Raw genomic sequence first — 16,063 nt, 5'->3', positions numbered from 1 at the left:
AATCTTTTGGATTCGTTTCTGAGACTCTTCTATTATTTAGAATGAATTACGCTTCGACGAAAATTCCTGTTGAAAGGTAACGTTCACCTGTATCTGGTAATAGAACCACAACAGATTTGCCTTTTCCTAAGCGTTTTGCCACACGTAGAGCGGCAGTTACAGCGGCTCCAGAAGAAATACCAGCAAGGATTCCTTCTTTGGAGGCTAAGTTTTTCGCAGTTTCGATGGCATCGTCACTTGTCACCAGTTCAAAGCTGTCGATGACTTCGCGGTCGATAATGCTTGGTTCAAAACCAGCAGAGATTCCTTGGATGCGGTGTTTTCCTTTTTGGCCTTTAGAAATAAATGGAGCTTCTTCAGGTTCAACTCCGATAATTTTGACGTCTTTGTTCACTTCTTTTAACGCACGACCAACTCCTGTAATCGTACCACCTGTACCGATACCACTGATGTAAGCGTCTGGTGTTTTACCGTCAAAAGCTTTAATAATTTCTTGACCAGTTGTTTGATAGTGGATAGCTGGATTTGCTTCGTTGTCGAATTGACGTGCCCAGAAGTAGCCAGGTTGTGCTGCTAATTCTTCTGCTTTAGCAACGGCAGCGCCGAATCCATCAGCTGCAGGTGTTAATAAGACTTCTGTGCCGTATGCTTTCATTAATTGACGGCGTTCGATAGACATAGATTCAGGCATAATTGTGATGACCTTGTATCCTTTGGCAGCTCCGATAAGTGAAAGTCCTACCCCTGTATTTCCACTTGTTGCTTCGATGATTGTGTCGCCAGGTTTTAGCGAGCCATCTTTCTCAGCTGTTTCGATGATGTTTAAAGCGATACGATCTTTCACAGATCCACCGGCGTTAAACGACTCGACTTTTACATATACATCTGCAGAATCATCTGAAACTAAACGGCTTAGTTTCACAAGGGGAGTGTTCCCGATTAATTCTGTGATAATTTCTACTGATTTGACCATAAATGATCCCTCCATAAAGTTAGACTGGGCAACTTTAAGGGTTGCTTGGTTCTAATTGTAACTGTGAATGAGTGGGTGTACAATAGTTTTTTATAAAAAAACAAAAAAAGTATAGAAAATTCACTTTAGTTATGATACACTACCCTCTAGCAAGGGTTTTTAAACTCATCCAGAGAGGTGAGAAAGGCTAACCATCAAGTTGAATTAGACTGGCCCTATGCATAAAAAAACATAGGGCTTTTTGTGTGCGCAGAAACGCCCGGAAAAGAGGGGAAAATGGAGTTACAAACTTCAAAAGTCGATCTGTTGTTGGATGTGGATCAAAAACCGGAGCTCGTGCCTGGACTGTTCTTGAGTTTGCAGCATGTGTTTGCGATGTTTGGTGCCACGGTTTTAGTGCCGTTAATATTGGGGATGCCAGTATCGGTTGCTTTATTTGCGTCAGGATTAGGAACGCTAATCTATATGGTAGCGACGCAATTTAAAGTACCTGTTTACTTGGGATCCTCTTTTGCTTTTATTACGGCCATGCAATTTGCGATGGCGCAAATGGACGGGAAACCAGATGCAGCTCAGACAGGGGTCGTTTTAGTCGGATTACTATATGTGGTAGTGGCAATTTTAGTAAAGTTATTAGGAACGGGATGGATTAACCGAATTTTACCACCGATTGTCATTGGACCTATGATTATCGTAATCGGTCTAGGGCTTGCAAATAGTGCGGTAACGAACGCAGGATTTGTAAAAGATGGAGACTGGAAACCAATGTTCGTTGCAGTAGTGACCTTCCTCATTACAGCATTTATTAATACAAAAGCAAAAGGTTTCTTGAAAATTATCCCATTCCTATTCGGGATTATCGGTGGGTATATTGTAGCTATCTGCTTTGGTCTAGTAGATTTCACAGAAGTAATAGAAGCTCAATGGATTGCTTTACCGGAGTTATACTTGCCGTTCGATACAAATGGCCTCTTCAATCAGTATCATTTATACTTCGGTCCGGAAACATGGGCGCTTCTACCAGTAGCTGTTGTGACGATTGCAGAACACATTGGAGACCATACCGTCCTCAGCCAAATTTGTGGGAAGCAATTCTTGAGTGATCCAGGTTTACACCGTACCTTAATCGGGGATGGCGTAGCAACTGCGGTATCTGCCTTTCTAGGAGGGCCAGCCAATACAACTTATGGTGAAAATACTGGGGTTGTGGGCCTAACACGTATTGCTTCTGTATCAGTCATTCGTAACGCAGCAATCATTGCAATTCTCCTTAGTTTCTTTGGTAAATTCACGGCCTTAGTTCGTACGATTCCAAATGCAGTACTTGGAGGAATGGCGATTCTCCTTTATGGGGTCATTGCTTCCAATGGGTTGAAAGTGTTAATTGAAAAACAAGTAGACTTCCGTCAAGTACGTAACTTAATTATTGCAAGTTCCATGTTAGTACTAGGATTGGGTTCTGCGGTATTACAATTAGGACCAGTAACGTTATCAGGTACAGCGCTTTGTGCCATTGCAGGAATTCTACTAAATCTCATTTTACCTCACGAAAAAGTAGAAGATAACGAATAATAATCATTAAAAACATATCAAGAAAAGCACTGAAGACATGAATTCGTGATGTCTTCAGTGTTTTTTTGACGGTTTAGTTCAAAAATATAGCATTTATATAAAAAAATTAATAATAAATCTGAGTAATCCAAAAAGATGTAAAGTTTTTCTTGGTAATTTTATTGACAAATAAGCTTAAATTACTTGCGCCAATGGGTATATACTTTTATATTATATAAGTAATGTAGTTAAAAATATTTACAAAAATATATAAAAATGATTGTTTTTGACCGTTTTAAACCGAAACAGTCAAGAAATTAGCAGATTGATACATTTAGGAGGAACTACATGCTTACTGAAAAGAGAAGAAGAATTATTTTAGATTTATTAGATAAGGATGATACAGTTCACCTAAAGGATTTAATGGAGGCGCTCCAGGCTTCTGAATCCACTATTCGACGAGATCTCTCTATATTAGAAGAAGAAGGAACTCTGATTCGTATCCATGGTGGTGCTAAAAGAGTGTATTCAAAAGAGTTTGAACCGACCACCAAAGAAAAAGAACGTTCAAATCGAAGAGAAAAAGAGTGTATTGGTCGCTATGCAGCCTCTTTAGTAACGAAGGGCGAAACGATTTATATGGATGCAGGGACAACGACTTTAAGAATGATTCCCCATTTAGAAGGAAAAGATGTCACGGTGATTACAAATGGGGTACAGCAAGCCCATCTTCTGGCAGACTATGGAATCAAAACGGTGTTGTTAGGTGGTCAAGTAAAGGTAGAAACGAGTGCGGTTATTGGCACTATTGCTCAAAACCAACTTCAAGAGTATTTCTTTAAGAAGGCGTTTCTTGGGATGAATGGAGTCGATCTCAGTTACGGGTATACAACGCCGGACGAAGAAGAAGCTCAAATTAAAAAAATTGCAATTAGTAAAAGTAATCATGCTTATGTTTTGGCGGACTCTAGTAAATTTGCTAAAGTAAGTTTATGTAAGGTTGCTGATTTTCATCAAGTAACGATGGTAACAAACACGACGAAAGAGCAAGCAGACTTACGTTATCGTATGGCTGGTAGCATTCGTCTTGTTGAAATGGACGCATAAAAGAGGAGAGATAGCATGATTTACACGATTACGTTTAATCCAGCAATTGACCTTGTTGTAAAAGTTCCTAATTGTGAACTAGGCACATTAAACCGTTCTGTGGAAGAAAATTACGTTGCAGGCGGTAAAGGAATTAATATGTCGGTAATCCTAAAACGATTAGGGTTTGACAATACATCCACTGGATTTTTAGCAGGTTTTTCAGGAAACTTCATCAAAGAAGCTCTCCAATCCGAAGGTATAGGGACCGATTTTATTCAAATCGATGGAGTCACTCGAATTAATCTAAAGTTGAAGAGCAATGAAGAAACGGAAATTAATGCAAATGGACCGGTTGTAACAAAAGAAGATTTTGGACGTTTAGTCACCTATTTTGAAGAACGACTTCAAGAAGGAGATGTTGTGTTTTTAGCAGGGAATGCAGGAAATGGAATGAACCATTCGGCTTATACGACTATTGCTAAATTATGTGACGAAAAAGGGGTCAAATTAGTCCTCGATACAACGAAGGATTTACTTACCAAATGTCTTCCATACCATCCATTTATCATTAAACCAAATCATCATGAATTAGGTGAGATTTTCGGGGTAACGATTGAGACAGAAGAACAAATTGTAAATTATGCAAAGCAATTACAGCAAATGGGCGCTAGAAATGTACTGATTTCTCGTGGTGGTGATGGGGCATTGCTCATTACAGAAGCTGGAGAAGTGTTCACATCGAATGTGCCAAAAGGGACACTTGTGAACTCAGTTGGCGCAGGGGACTCAATGCTTTCTGGTTTTATGGCGAAATTTATCGAAACAGGTGATTACGCAGCGAGCTTGAAACAAGGAGCAGCTACGGGAAGTGCGACAGCCTTTTCTGTTGGAATCGCTGAAAAAGCATTTATTGAAGAGCTATTACCACAAGTTGTGGTTACGAAACTGTGAGATTAAAGAAGAAAACAAAATAATTGAGTGAAATAAGGCTTCTAAGGATTTTCCTTAGGAGCTTTTTGTTTGTTCGTCAGATAAAGTCATCAGAAAAAATCTGTAAAAAACGAGCTTAAGGATTGCAAAAAGGGAAAGTAGAGGGTATATTTAAAACAGTTAAATAAATGGAAAATACAAAGGGGTGCCTCTATGGCTGAGATGTATGTACAAACCCTTGAACCTGTTACGTTAATGCGTGCGTAGGAATTGTATTCGATTTCGAAATTAGTTGGAGTCTCTTTGTGTTTTCAAGAAAACGAAGGAGGCTCTTTTTTTTATGAAGAGAAATGTTTTAATTTGGGTAGAGGTCGCAATTATCGCTGCACTCGCAATGGTACTATCATTTGTACCAAAACTAGCAGGGTGGTTTTCACCTTCATGGGGAGCAATTATTCTTGTTATTTTTTCACTCCGTAGAGGATTGACACCTGGTTTGGCTGCTGGACTTTTATGGGGATTGATTCACTTCCCTCTAGGAAAAGTATCATTCTTATCTGTAGAACAAGTATTGATTGAATATATCATTGCATTTACAGTTATGGGTCTTGCTGGTTTAGTATATGGACCTTTCCAAAAAGCATTGAAAAATGATAAATATTCTTCTGCAATTGTATGGTCAGGAATTGCAGCATTATTAGGAGTAGGTGTGCGCTACTTCGTTCATTATATCGCTGGAGTCTTATTCTGGGGGCAATATGCTCCAGAAGGAACAAGTCCATGGGTATACTCATTATCTGTTAACGGGACAGCAGGGGTTGGAACATTTTTAGTAGTTATGGTTGCATGCATCTTGTTGATTCGTCAAAAAAAAATATGGATAGCAAAATAGGGAAATTGTGCTTTCCGAGTCCTGGTTTAACCTGAAACCAGGGCTCTTTTTTGTTGGAAAAGAAAGAGAAAAAGAGTAAGACACTTCGTACCTTCAAATAACTCTATAGTAGTCATTAGTGCTGTACCGACCTGAGCCTAGGTCTCAGGTCTATCGAGATTTAAACTGACACTAGGAATGAATTCCAAGTGTCAGTAATTCACATCGATTACAACCGCTACAATGACCACTATAAAATTTGAACTCACTCGTTATTCTTACTCTTTTTCCATAAAAGAACCTGGTTTCGGTTAAAACATTTTATAGGATGGGTGAAGAGAGGGAGAGTTTGACAGGAGGTCATTTCAATAGTAAAGTTAATGAAGAAAGAGGTGTTGGTATGGTAACAGAATGTGAAAAAATGAATGTCTCTCATGAGATATGGATGATGATTATGAAAATCTACAATGAGAATTTACGGAAGTTTTCGATTTCATTAAAAGAACTAGGATTAAATCCAACACATTTTGAAGTTTTACATGTAATCTTTAGACAAGGAACAGTGGACCAAAAGACAATTGCCTCCACTTTAAACTTAACACAGGGGAATATTACCCACTGTATTCATCATTTAGAAAAATTAGAATTGATTACCATTGAGAAAAGTTGGAAAACAAAACATATTTCACTGACAGAAAAAGGGAAGCAACAGTTGGATGAATTAATTCCTGCTCAGCATGAAATGATGGAACATACATTAAGAGGATTAAACTGCACGCAAAAACAACAACTGCGGGATTTGTTGATTTCATTTGAAAATACATGTAAATCCTCAATTTAAGTTTAATTTAAGTTGAAATCGTATCCTTATATAGGAGGGTAAAACATGAGAATTCTAGTAGCTGAAGATGAAATCGATTTAGCACAAGCGCTGAAGATGATGTTGGAAATGCAAAAATATAGTGTAGAAATGGTTCATGACGGCAAAAAGTCAATTAGAGGACAAAGTGACCGGTCTTGAAGAAGGAGCGGATGATTATTTAACGAAACCTTTTGAAGGCGCTGAGTTATTAGCGCGCGTGAAATCTCTACTACGTCGTCCAAACGTATTTGTTGCATCTGTTATGACACTAGGAAATGTTGAATTAAACCGAGACACCTTCACGATGAGGACGTCTAAAGGGCAAGTATTATTAAATAATAAAGAATTTCAATTGATGGAATATTTTATGATGAATAGTAATCAAGTGCTTTCTACGGATTTAATTATGGAGAAAGTATGGGGGCTTGATTCTGAGGCTGAAATTAATGTCGTTTGGGTGAATATTTCATCGTTGCGGAAAAAGTTAGCAACGATTGAGGCTGATGTAACGATTAAATCTGCGCGAGGACTGGGCTATCAATTAGTCGTTGAATCAGCAAACAACTAAGTCCCCCCGTATATTGTTAGAAAAAAAGAAGGAGGAGCATATGTTTCAACAACTACAAAAAAGTTTTGTGAAGAGTGCCATGTTATCTTTTACAATCGTACTCTTTGTAGTCTTAGTGATTGTAAATGGGATAAACTACCGACAAACAATAGAACAAGTGGATCGTGTGGCAACGATGTTAGTTGAAAATAATGGAACATTCCCAGATGCTCCATCCAATGAAACTCCTAAAGAGCATCCCTCATATGGGAATCCAATTGGTCGTGAATTTAGAAAGGATGACCAATTATCCACTCGTTATGCGGTTGTTAAAGTTGAAAATAATGAAGTGACTTCTGTAGATCAATCCCATTTAATCTCTGTAGAAGAATCAAGTTTAAAAGAGTCAGCTCTGCGATTGGTGGAGTCCAAATCTTTGAGTGGATGGGAAGGCAGTTTACGTTACAAGATTTCTGGTGAAGAATCATCTTTTATGGTCGTTTTTGTAGATGCTAACCGTGAAGTCCAACAAGTGTGGCGCTTATTAATGGTAACCGGGGGAGTTTTTATCGCCTGTTTGATAATTGTTTATATTCTTGTCCGTGTCGTTTCTAAGAAAGCAATTCGACCATTTGTTGAGAATGTTGAACGTCAGCAACAATTTATTGCAAATGCGAGTCATGAGATTAAAACACCGCTAGCTGTCTTGTCAGCCAATACAGACGTTTTAGCGATGATGGGAACTCAGGAAAAATTTGTCGATAGCAATCGAAGACAAATTAAACGATTGAATGCCCTAGTCGAGCAAATGTTACTTCTTTCTAGATACGACGAAGGAGAAGCAAGCACAACTAAAGAAAAAGTGGATTTAGTGGATGTTACCAAAAATATCATTGAAGAGATTCAACCGGTATTAGATGAAAAAGGACTTCAAGTTGCATTTACCGGAAATAATTCCAGCATGATGACAACAAATAAGGAAGCTGTCACAGAGTTAATTCGGATTTTATTAGACAATGCCATCAAGTATACGGTAGGAAGTTCTACAATTACTGTTAATGCAAAAGAACATCAAATTTCGTTTAAAAATTACACTGAGCCGATTACAAAAGAACAAGTGAGTCAATTATTTGACCGATTTTACCGGGTAGACAGCTCAAGAAATCGTGCTACAGGAGGAAGTGGATTAGGACTTGCCATTGCAAAGAAGATTGCTGAAACCAATCAAGTCCGCTTGAGCGCCGAATTAATCAGCGACCATCAGATTCGCTTTGTCATTGATGGTGAAAAAAATGGATAAACGGGTTGTTTATGAAGTTTTAGAAGTGGTAGGTGAAATTCCTAGAGGGAAAGTGGCTACCTATGGACAAATTGCTAGTCTTGTAGGACGACCAAAAAATGCAAGACTTGTTGGGAAAATTTTAAGTCAGGTGGATCTCTTTGGGGACTATCCTTGCCACCGAGTCGTTAATGCCAGTGGAAGACTTGTGCCTGGATGGTTTGAGCAAAGGGAGTTATTAGAAAAAGAAGGAATTCTCTTTAAAAGCCAAACAAATATTTCGCTAAGAAAATATCAATGGAATCCTGAAGAGGACTAGCCCAATCTGAAGTAAAGATTGGGCTTTTATTTTTATAGTGATTTAAGATAGATAGAAAAACGAAAGATATTGGAACATCATTCCAACGTCTTTTTTTCGTACGAAATTATTATATATGGTAATTATCATATATGATAATTTTTAGTTTGAAAAAACTTTTTTCGAAAAACTTTTTTGTTTTAAGTTCATTTTAAGTAAGCTCGTTATGATTAAACCATCAACAAATAGTTGATAGGAAGCGAGGGGGACCAAAATGAAAAGAAACAAAATGATTGTTCTATTATCCACGATTACTATTGCAACAACTTTAGTTGCATGCCAAAACACACAAGCACAAACACAAGAGGTGGCGACTTCTCAAGTCCAAGCACAACAGAGTCCCCCAGCTAAACCTGGAGGAGAAGGGTTTGGCGGGAGCGACCAAGTGACACAAGGTGAGGCAGCAACTAACTTAACAACAGATACAACCGTAACAGGAGAAACTTATGAATCTACTGGTGATGATGAAAATGCGCTTCGTGTAACAGGAGCAACTGTCACATTAGACGGCGTAACGGTTAACAAAACAGCCGGAGCGACATCGAACACTGAAAATGGAGACTTCTACGGAATGAACGCAGGATTCTTAGCAACCGATGGAGCAACGGTAACAATCACAAACGCTACCGTAAATACAACAGCACAAAACGGGAACGGGGTTTTCAGTTATGGATCTGGAACGACCGTCAATGTATCCGATACAACCATCACCACAACGAAACTCAGGTGGTATCCAAACAACTGGTGGCGCTGCAATGAACGCTACAAACTTGACGGTGAATACCGCAGGAAATTCATCAGCAGCGATTCGTACTGACCGTGGCGGGGGTACAGTAGTTGTAGACAAAGGAACGTACACTTCTACAGGATACAACTCACCAGCCGTATACTCTACAGCGAATGTCACTGTTAAAAATGCAACTTTAAACGCTGAGAACTCAGAAGCACTTGTTATCGAGGGTCAGAACTCTATCACATTAGAAAACACCAACGTAACAGGGAATATGAGCTCAACCAAAGGCAGCTCTTCAGACAACAACGTGCACAACGTTATGATTTATCAATCAATGTCAGGAGATGCGGAAAGTGGAACGGCTACTTTCACAATGAAAGGCGGCACTTTAACAGGGCGTAATGGAGACCAAATCTACGTAACAAACACACACAGCGTTATTACTTTAGAAGACGTAACGATCACAAATCAAGATTCATCTGGCAGATTATTAGCCATCTTAGGAAATGATGCGACACGTGGCTGGGGGACAGCCGGAGCCAATGGTGGTCAAGTTGATTTAACAACGACGAACCAAACGCTTACAGGGGCTATTGAGGTTGATACCGTTTCTACTTTGAACTTTACAATGGGCAAAGGAACAAACTTTACAGGTACAATCAATATAGTAGAAAATGCTGAAGGAGGGACTGCCGTGGACAATAATGCAGTAATCACAGTAGAAGAGGGGGCGACATGGACGTTGACAGGAAACGTCAAAATTACATCTTTAGTTAACAAAGGAACCATTAACTTGAATGGATATACGATTACATTAGCCGATGGGACCGTCTTAAAATAAAACTTAACTGAAAGGAGCTAGGCTGCGGTCTAGCTTCTTTTTGTTCTCAATGTTTTGAAACGTTGTTGAGAAGGGGATTTATAGATTTTTATAAGTGGATGAAAGCGGAATATTGTGATAAAATTAGAAAATAATTAACTAAAAAAGAGGTGCTCTGATGGATCAAAACGAAAATAAAAATCTTGAATCAGTTGCTGAAAAAGCTATAGAAGTAAAAGACGAAGTAGTTGAAGCAGCAAAAGAAACAGCTGAAGAAGTGAAAGAAGTAGCAGAAACAGTTGTTGAAGAAGCGAAAGAAGCAAAAACTCCTGAAGCGGATGGAGACTTTAAAGAAGTTGTAGAAAACGTAAAAGAAAAAGCAGGGGAAGCAACTGAAAAAGCAAAAGAAGTTGCGGGTGTTGCTAAAGAAAAAATGGAAGAAGCAGCCAAAAAAGTATTCACTGAAGAAAATAAAGAAAAAATGAGTCAAGCAGTGGATACAGTAGCAAGCTATAATAAAAATTCTTTATTTGAAAAAATCTTCTTTGGTGTATCAATTGCTCTTGCAATCTTCACACTGTTAGTGTTGTTAAATGGACTAAGTTTTGCGTTTGGTTCAAATGGTGGGGTTAATACTACAAGTTTACAAGCAGCATATATGGAGCTTTCTAATAAAGTGAAGAACTTAAGCTTATACTTTGGTTTATCATTCTTCTTTGCGTTAGTAGGTGCCGTATTTACTGGATATTTCTTATACCAAGCTCATAAAGAAGGCAAAAACTTATGGACTAACGTGAATGTAGCTTCATTAGCAATGGTAGTATCTGTCTTCTTAGGAAACATCTTAGGTGGCGGATTCCTAGATGCACTTGGAAAATTATCTGATTTCTTTAGTGGAAAATCAAATTCTGCAGTAAATGCACTTGTTTCTGAAGCATTTACAAACCCATTGGCAGCAAGCCGCACTGCACAATCATTCGTAGATGGATTACAAACTGGATCAAAAATTGCAATCTTCTTCTATTTAGTAGCATTTGCAGCATCAGCTGCAACTGTGTACTTCTACTACCAAAAATTATTCCAAAAGAAAGCACAATAAGCGAGGGGGCCAATGAAAAAATTCTTTCAAATTATTTTAGGGATTAGCTTCCTATTTCTATTAGTAGGTTGTAGCTCACAAGAGACTGCGACTTTCACTCAAAATTCAAAAAATGCGGAATTTTTTATCACTTATACGTATGATAAAAAGAATGATACCGTGACAAAACTTAAAATTGAAACGACCGAATCAGATGCCATTAGTGAGGTTCGTAAGGAGAATGAAGAACTCTTTGCAACGCTTAAAGGAATCGATGGAGTTGTGACTTCTATTACAGAAAAAGATGGCAAACTCATCTCGTCAGTTGAAATCGACTTAACGAAGAATAAGTTTTCAACACTAAAGAATAGCGACAATGTATTCATTAGTGGCCTTATTCGAAACGGTTACTTATCAGGAGATGGAGAAAACGCATTGTTCTCTAAGAGTAAAGAAGCTCCAATAAAACAAGGATTCAAAGAACAAACGAAAAAATAAAACGAAAAGACTTGAACAGTGATTTGTTCAAGTCTTTTTTTGAGACTTTGAAAATTCGGTTATATAAAAAGTAAACGAGAAGTTATTTTTAGTATACAATTCCTTCATAAAATATTCTCAATCATTGAAGGCATTATGAAAAAAGGGAAATTACTATCAACAATTGCACTAGCAACGATATTACTTGCTGCATGTCAGTCGCAACAAAAGACAGAAGAGACTACAACAGTAGAAGAAACAACAACAACGACAACAGCTGTTTCGACTACAGAAGAAGTAAAACCAGATTACACACTTTATGATGCAGTGATTCAAAAGTACGCAAAAGTGCAACCTGGAAGCTCAACAGGTAGTGAAGACATTAACTATATGGCATCTCTTGCAAGACCGGGTGGAACTTTTACTGGGATTGAATATGCACAGGTGGATTTGGATAAAAATGGAATCGATGAATTACTGATTGCGTTCCGCACTAAAGACAATAAATGGAGTTTGATTAATTTATATACGCTTAATAAAGATCAATTAGTTAGAATGACGACGAAAGAAAATGGTTTAGACGCTATTGGAGAACGTACATCTATTGTTCCGCTTAAAGATGGTACTTTTGCATTTCATGCCTCAGGTGGAGCACGTAATTCTACATTAGGACAGTTCCAAATTGATAAATCAGGGCTCCGATTAGAAAAAAATAAAAGTGATTTGTCAGCAGAAGAATTCCAAAAATTAGGCGAAGCATTAGATTTATCAACAGTTGGATTTAAATCTGTAAAAGGAAACAATGCGCCTGTAGCAGAAAAGAAAGGTATTGATATTGAAGCTATTAAGAACGGAGATTATTCAAGCTTAGCCGGTACATGGAAAAATAACAAAGGCCAAACGTATACTTTTGATGCAAATGGTCTTGTTGGAGATTATGAAATTGTTGGCAATGCAAGAGAAGTAAATGGTTTTGTAATGGTTGGCGCCAAAGTAAAATCAGCGATGGCTGGTGGATTTAATATGATTTTTATTCAAGCTAACTCGCCATTCATATTTAATGGGATTCAAGATCCATCGGACTCCTCAAAAGACCGTATTATGGTAGGGCAGGCGTACCAAGGAGAGACGGATTGCTTCTTCTATAAAGTCAGTGAATAATTGCGAGATGAAAAACACAATAAATTGAATTAAGTATAAGCAGCAAAGCCTTTGAATAAAATCAAAGGCTTTTTTTTATATAATTTTTGCCTCGAATATGAATAAAAAATAACTTGTTTCTTTTTTTCTTTTATGTTAGATTTAGGTGAATTCTTTATTAAGAATGTGAATATTCTATTGGGAAGGTATGTGAAGTAATGAGTAATCGTGGAAAAAAACTAGCTTTCACAACCGCTACAATTGCTGCAATCGCAACAGTAGGTAGTAACGTGAATGCTGAAGAAGTTACAACACCTGTTGCGCCAAGTGAACCAGTTGCGGAGGCAACAACGGAAACAAAGATAACGACAGTTTCTGATGAACAAGTCTTGGATGCGCAAGATAAAGTGTCGGATGCTAAAGCTGATAAACAAGCGAAAGAAAATGCATTAACAGAAGCTGAGGCCAAACGTGATGCAAAAGCGGAAGAAAAAGCTGCAGCTCAAGCAGAAGAAAAAGCATTAGCTGAAAAAGTTGAAGCCGCTAAAGACGTAACACCTGAAAAGGTTGCCGAATTAGAACAAACAACTACAGAAAAGACAGCGGAAAAAGATACAAAAGCTCAAGCCGTTGAAACTGCAAAAGCTGACCAAACAGCAAAACAAGCAGACGCTGACAAGAAAGCTCAATCTTTGGAGTTAGCAAAAGCTGAACAAAAAGACGCTGAAAACAAAGTCAAAGAAGCTGAAGATGCAATCAGCGGAACAGCTGTTAAAGACGCACAAGATGCTAAAGATGCAGCTGACCAAAAAGTAAACGATGCAATCGTTACTAAGAATGTTGCTGAAAAAGAATTAGAGGCTTCTAAGAAAGCTGACGCTGAACGTGAAGCTAAGAAAACACAAATCGCTTCAGAAATCCCAGCGAAAGAAACAACAGCAAAAACTGCTGGTGAAGCAGTAAAATCAGCTGAGAAAGCGTTAGACGCTATCCCAACAATTACAAACATCACAGTTGACACTAAGTGGGCTAGTGATGCAAAAGCATATTTAGATGCAGAAGATGAAAACTGGAGAAGCGGTTTACAACGCGGAACTGCCGAATATAAGAAAGCTAAAGAAACGCATGATGCGAAAGTAGACACGGCCGCTGCTGCATTAAACAGGAGTGCTGAAGTGGCTAGACGTACAGCGATTGCCAAAATTGACGCAATGCCGTACGAAAGAACTTCAGAAGTGTTCGACGTCAACAACTTACCACAAGACGTGTTGAACGACGTGAATGACCAATTCATTACAACGTTGAACGAAATTCGTCGCGCAATAGGCTTGGGAGATGCGAAAATCAACACCAAGAACATTGAATTTGCTAAAGAAGTTGCAAAACGTTACGTTGCGAACAATATCACATTCATCAACCACTCAGGTAAGAGTATTGCTGAAGCGGCTAAAGCGTTGGGATACAGATATAACGAAAAAGCATTAACCACTGAAACAAGCAGCCAACCATATGAAAACTTAGCAACGTACTGGGATGGTCGATTCAAACTTCAAGACGGCAAATTACAATTGTCACGATTAGAACTTATGAAGTACGCTGCACAGTCTGCTGTTTCATTCATGATGGAGGGTGCTGGAGGTCACTTCACAGCACTATCACGTGACAGTATCCAAGGTGTGGCATTTGCAAAAGGGTCAGACAAATATGGAAATACAATCCTACAATTGCACGTGTTGAATGCAAATAGCTTCGGGCAAAAACAAATCACAGACGAAGCTACTACAAACCGCGCATTACCAGAAACTGACCGTACAACAGCTCAAGCGAAGTTAGACCAAGCAAAAGCTGATAAAGTGGCTGCTGATAAAGCTGTAGCTGATGCAAAAGCTGAATTAGCACGCTTAAATGCTGAAGTTTCAACTACACCAGCAAAACAAGTAGCAGCTGATAAGGCAGCAAAAGCGTTAGAGGATGCGAAAGCTACTCAAGCAGTAGCGAACAAACGTCTTCAAGATGTTACAGCTGATAATGCAACAAAACTAGCAGCTTTAAATCAAGCAAGAGCAGACAAAGCTACAGCTGATTCGAATGTAACAGCTAAAGAGCAAGATTTAGCAACAGCTACAACTGCGCTTGAAGCAGCTAAACAAACAACAGCAACTCGTGAGAAAGAATTAGAGAATGCTGTTCAAGCAGAAAAAGAAGCGAAAAAAGTAGTAGAAAACGCAAAAAAATTATTAGCAAATAAAACTAAATTAGAAGCAGATTTAGCAACTAAGAAAGCTGAAGTCCAAAAACATGTTGACGACTTAAAAGCGTTAGAAAATGATGTAACTGCTAAAACAGCTGCGAAAACAGCAGCAGAAACGGCTTTAGCAGACGCTGAAAAAGAATATAATCGTTTATTAGCTATCTATACTGCTGAACGTATGGTAGAACCATTAATCCAAGTTGAGTTGCCAGAATTTGTGGTTGGCGTTAATTATGGTGAAGACCTTGTGTTTGAGCTTCCTGAATTAATGATTTCAGAAGAAGTTCCAGCAGTTTCTAATGTGGTAGCAGCAGGAAATACTAATGCAACGTTAGGACAAGTTGTTCATAATGAAGGCCGAGGCACAGTAACGAATGAAGAACAATTACCAAATACTGGTACAGGTAGTGAATTTGCTATTTTTAGTACGGCAGCAATGAGTATTCTAGCTTCATTAGGACTCGTAGCAACAAAGCGTAAAGACGAACAAGAATAATTGAAATAATGAACGTTCCAAATAATACATTTTATTTGGGACGTTTTTCTTATTCACGTTGACAGTCTTTTTTCGCTACATATAATGAAATAAAAAAAGGTTAGGGGAAATGTATGAAAAAAATTATTCAACTCATTTTAAATTTTGTTATAGCGTTCATCCTTCTAGGATGTAGTTCAGAAGTAACGGTTCAATATGAATCAGCAAATTTCACAAAAATCACTTATACTTACGATAAAAAGACAGATGTGATTACGAAGTTTAAGATTGAGAATAGAACGGAAGTGCCCGATGAAGAAGAGGCTGAGAAGGTTAAACAATTTTTCAAAGAGCTAGAATTACTAGATGGGATAAAGACAACTGCTAGTGAAAAATATTTAATTGTGGATACTTCGTTAGAAATTGATTTAAAGGTATTGAAGTATTCGGATATGAAAAAGAGCTTTGTTCCAGCAATCAGAAATCTAGCTGAGTATTTTCTAGATGGTGACAAGGATAATGCAACGTATGGAAAAACGAGTCGGCTTATCATCGCTCGTAAGTTTGTTCAAAGAAAGAAATAATGAAAAGACTCATGGATAAAATTTCCATGAGTCATTTTTTGTTTT

16 protein-coding genes and 1 riboswitch are annotated in these 16,063 nt (G+C 38.2%); of the genes, 15 read left to right on the top strand and 1 reads right to left on the bottom strand.

Annotated features, from left to right (window positions below):
- Positions 1 to 46: 46 nt before the first annotated feature.
- Positions 47 to 973 (bottom strand): cysteine synthase A, encoded by a 927-nt coding sequence (cysK, locus tag Q0594_RS04240; RefSeq protein WP_298729927.1) that lies wholly within the window; start codon positions 971 to 973, stop codon positions 47 to 49.
- 276 nt (positions 974 to 1,249) lie between these two features.
- Between cysK and Q0594_RS04235 the strand changes: the two genes are divergently transcribed.
- From Q0594_RS04235 to Q0594_RS04165, 15 genes are all read left to right on the top strand, one after another.
- Positions 1,250 to 2,545 (top strand): solute carrier family 23 protein, encoded by a 1,296-nt coding sequence (locus Q0594_RS04235; protein ID WP_298729925.1) that lies wholly within the window; start codon positions 1,250 to 1,252, stop codon positions 2,543 to 2,545.
- A gap of 327 nt (positions 2,546 to 2,872) precedes the next feature.
- Positions 2,873 to 3,631: a DeoR/GlpR family DNA-binding transcription regulator gene (locus Q0594_RS04230; RefSeq protein WP_298729921.1), complete on the top strand. Its 759-nt coding sequence runs from the start codon at positions 2,873 to 2,875 to the stop codon at positions 3,629 to 3,631.
- Positions 3,632 to 3,646: 15 nt separating this feature from the next.
- Positions 3,647 to 4,564, top strand: a complete 918-nt coding sequence (gene pfkB, locus Q0594_RS04225; RefSeq protein WP_298729919.1) for a 1-phosphofructokinase — start codon at positions 3,647 to 3,649, stop codon at positions 4,562 to 4,564.
- A 170-nt stretch (positions 4,565 to 4,734) separates the two neighbouring features.
- A riboswitch (TPP riboswitch) is annotated at positions 4,735 to 4,830 on the top strand.
- Between the two features lie 53 nt (positions 4,831 to 4,883).
- A complete protein-coding gene (gene thiT / locus Q0594_RS04220) occupies positions 4,884 to 5,435 on the top strand; it encodes an energy-coupled thiamine transporter ThiT (RefSeq protein WP_298729917.1) in 552 nt (183 codons plus the stop codon).
- A 379-nt stretch (positions 5,436 to 5,814) separates the two neighbouring features.
- Entirely contained in the window at positions 5,815 to 6,255 is a 441-nt protein-coding gene (locus Q0594_RS04215) for a MarR family transcriptional regulator (protein WP_298729915.1), read from the top strand.
- A 45-nt stretch (positions 6,256 to 6,300) separates the two neighbouring features.
- Positions 6,301 to 6,435: a hypothetical protein gene (locus Q0594_RS04210; RefSeq protein ID WP_298729914.1), complete on the top strand. Its 135-nt coding sequence runs from the start codon at positions 6,301 to 6,303 to the stop codon at positions 6,433 to 6,435.
- Positions 6,392 to 6,844, top strand: a complete 453-nt coding sequence (locus Q0594_RS04205) for a response regulator transcription factor (protein WP_298729912.1) — start codon at positions 6,392 to 6,394, stop codon at positions 6,842 to 6,844. Before Q0594_RS04210 ends, Q0594_RS04205 begins: the two co-directional genes overlap by 44 nt.
- Before the next feature lie 40 nt (positions 6,845 to 6,884).
- Positions 6,885 to 8,123 carry a HAMP domain-containing sensor histidine kinase gene (locus Q0594_RS04200; protein WP_298729909.1) on the top strand — a complete coding sequence of 413 codons (1,239 nt, stop codon included), beginning with the start codon at positions 6,885 to 6,887 and terminating at the stop codon, positions 8,121 to 8,123.
- On the top strand, positions 8,104 to 8,421 hold the full coding sequence (locus Q0594_RS04195) for a methylated-DNA--[protein]-cysteine S-methyltransferase (protein ID WP_298729908.1): 318 nt from the start codon (positions 8,104 to 8,106) through the stop codon (positions 8,419 to 8,421). The genes Q0594_RS04200 and Q0594_RS04195 overlap by 20 nt, the downstream gene beginning before the upstream one ends.
- Before the next feature lie 728 nt (positions 8,422 to 9,149).
- Positions 9,150 to 10,034, top strand: coding sequence for a hypothetical protein (locus Q0594_RS04190; protein WP_298729906.1), 885 nt, complete (start codon positions 9,150 to 9,152; stop codon positions 10,032 to 10,034).
- 157 nt (positions 10,035 to 10,191) lie between these two features.
- A complete protein-coding gene (locus tag Q0594_RS04185) occupies positions 10,192 to 11,112 on the top strand; it encodes a hypothetical protein (RefSeq protein ID WP_298729904.1) in 921 nt (306 codons plus the stop codon).
- 12 nt (positions 11,113 to 11,124) lie between these two features.
- Entirely contained in the window at positions 11,125 to 11,589 is a 465-nt protein-coding gene (locus Q0594_RS04180) for a DUF1307 domain-containing protein (protein ID WP_298729901.1), read from the top strand.
- Between the two features lie 135 nt (positions 11,590 to 11,724).
- Positions 11,725 to 12,729, top strand: coding sequence for a DUF6287 domain-containing protein (locus Q0594_RS04175; RefSeq protein ID WP_298729899.1), 1,005 nt, complete (start codon positions 11,725 to 11,727; stop codon positions 12,727 to 12,729).
- A 197-nt stretch (positions 12,730 to 12,926) separates the two neighbouring features.
- Positions 12,927 to 15,455: an SEC10/PgrA surface exclusion domain-containing protein gene (locus tag Q0594_RS04170; protein ID WP_298729897.1), complete on the top strand. Its 2,529-nt coding sequence runs from the start codon at positions 12,927 to 12,929 to the stop codon at positions 15,453 to 15,455.
- A gap of 113 nt (positions 15,456 to 15,568) precedes the next feature.
- On the top strand, positions 15,569 to 16,018 hold the full coding sequence (locus tag Q0594_RS04165) for a hypothetical protein (protein WP_298729895.1): 450 nt from the start codon (positions 15,569 to 15,571) through the stop codon (positions 16,016 to 16,018).
- Positions 16,019 to 16,063: the final 45 nt, after the last annotated feature.

The organism is uncultured Granulicatella sp. (assembly GCF_938030755.1).
Classification (GTDB): domain Bacteria; phylum Bacillota; class Bacilli; order Lactobacillales; family Aerococcaceae; genus Granulicatella.
This window is presented reverse-complemented; position numbering and strand designations above follow the sequence as displayed.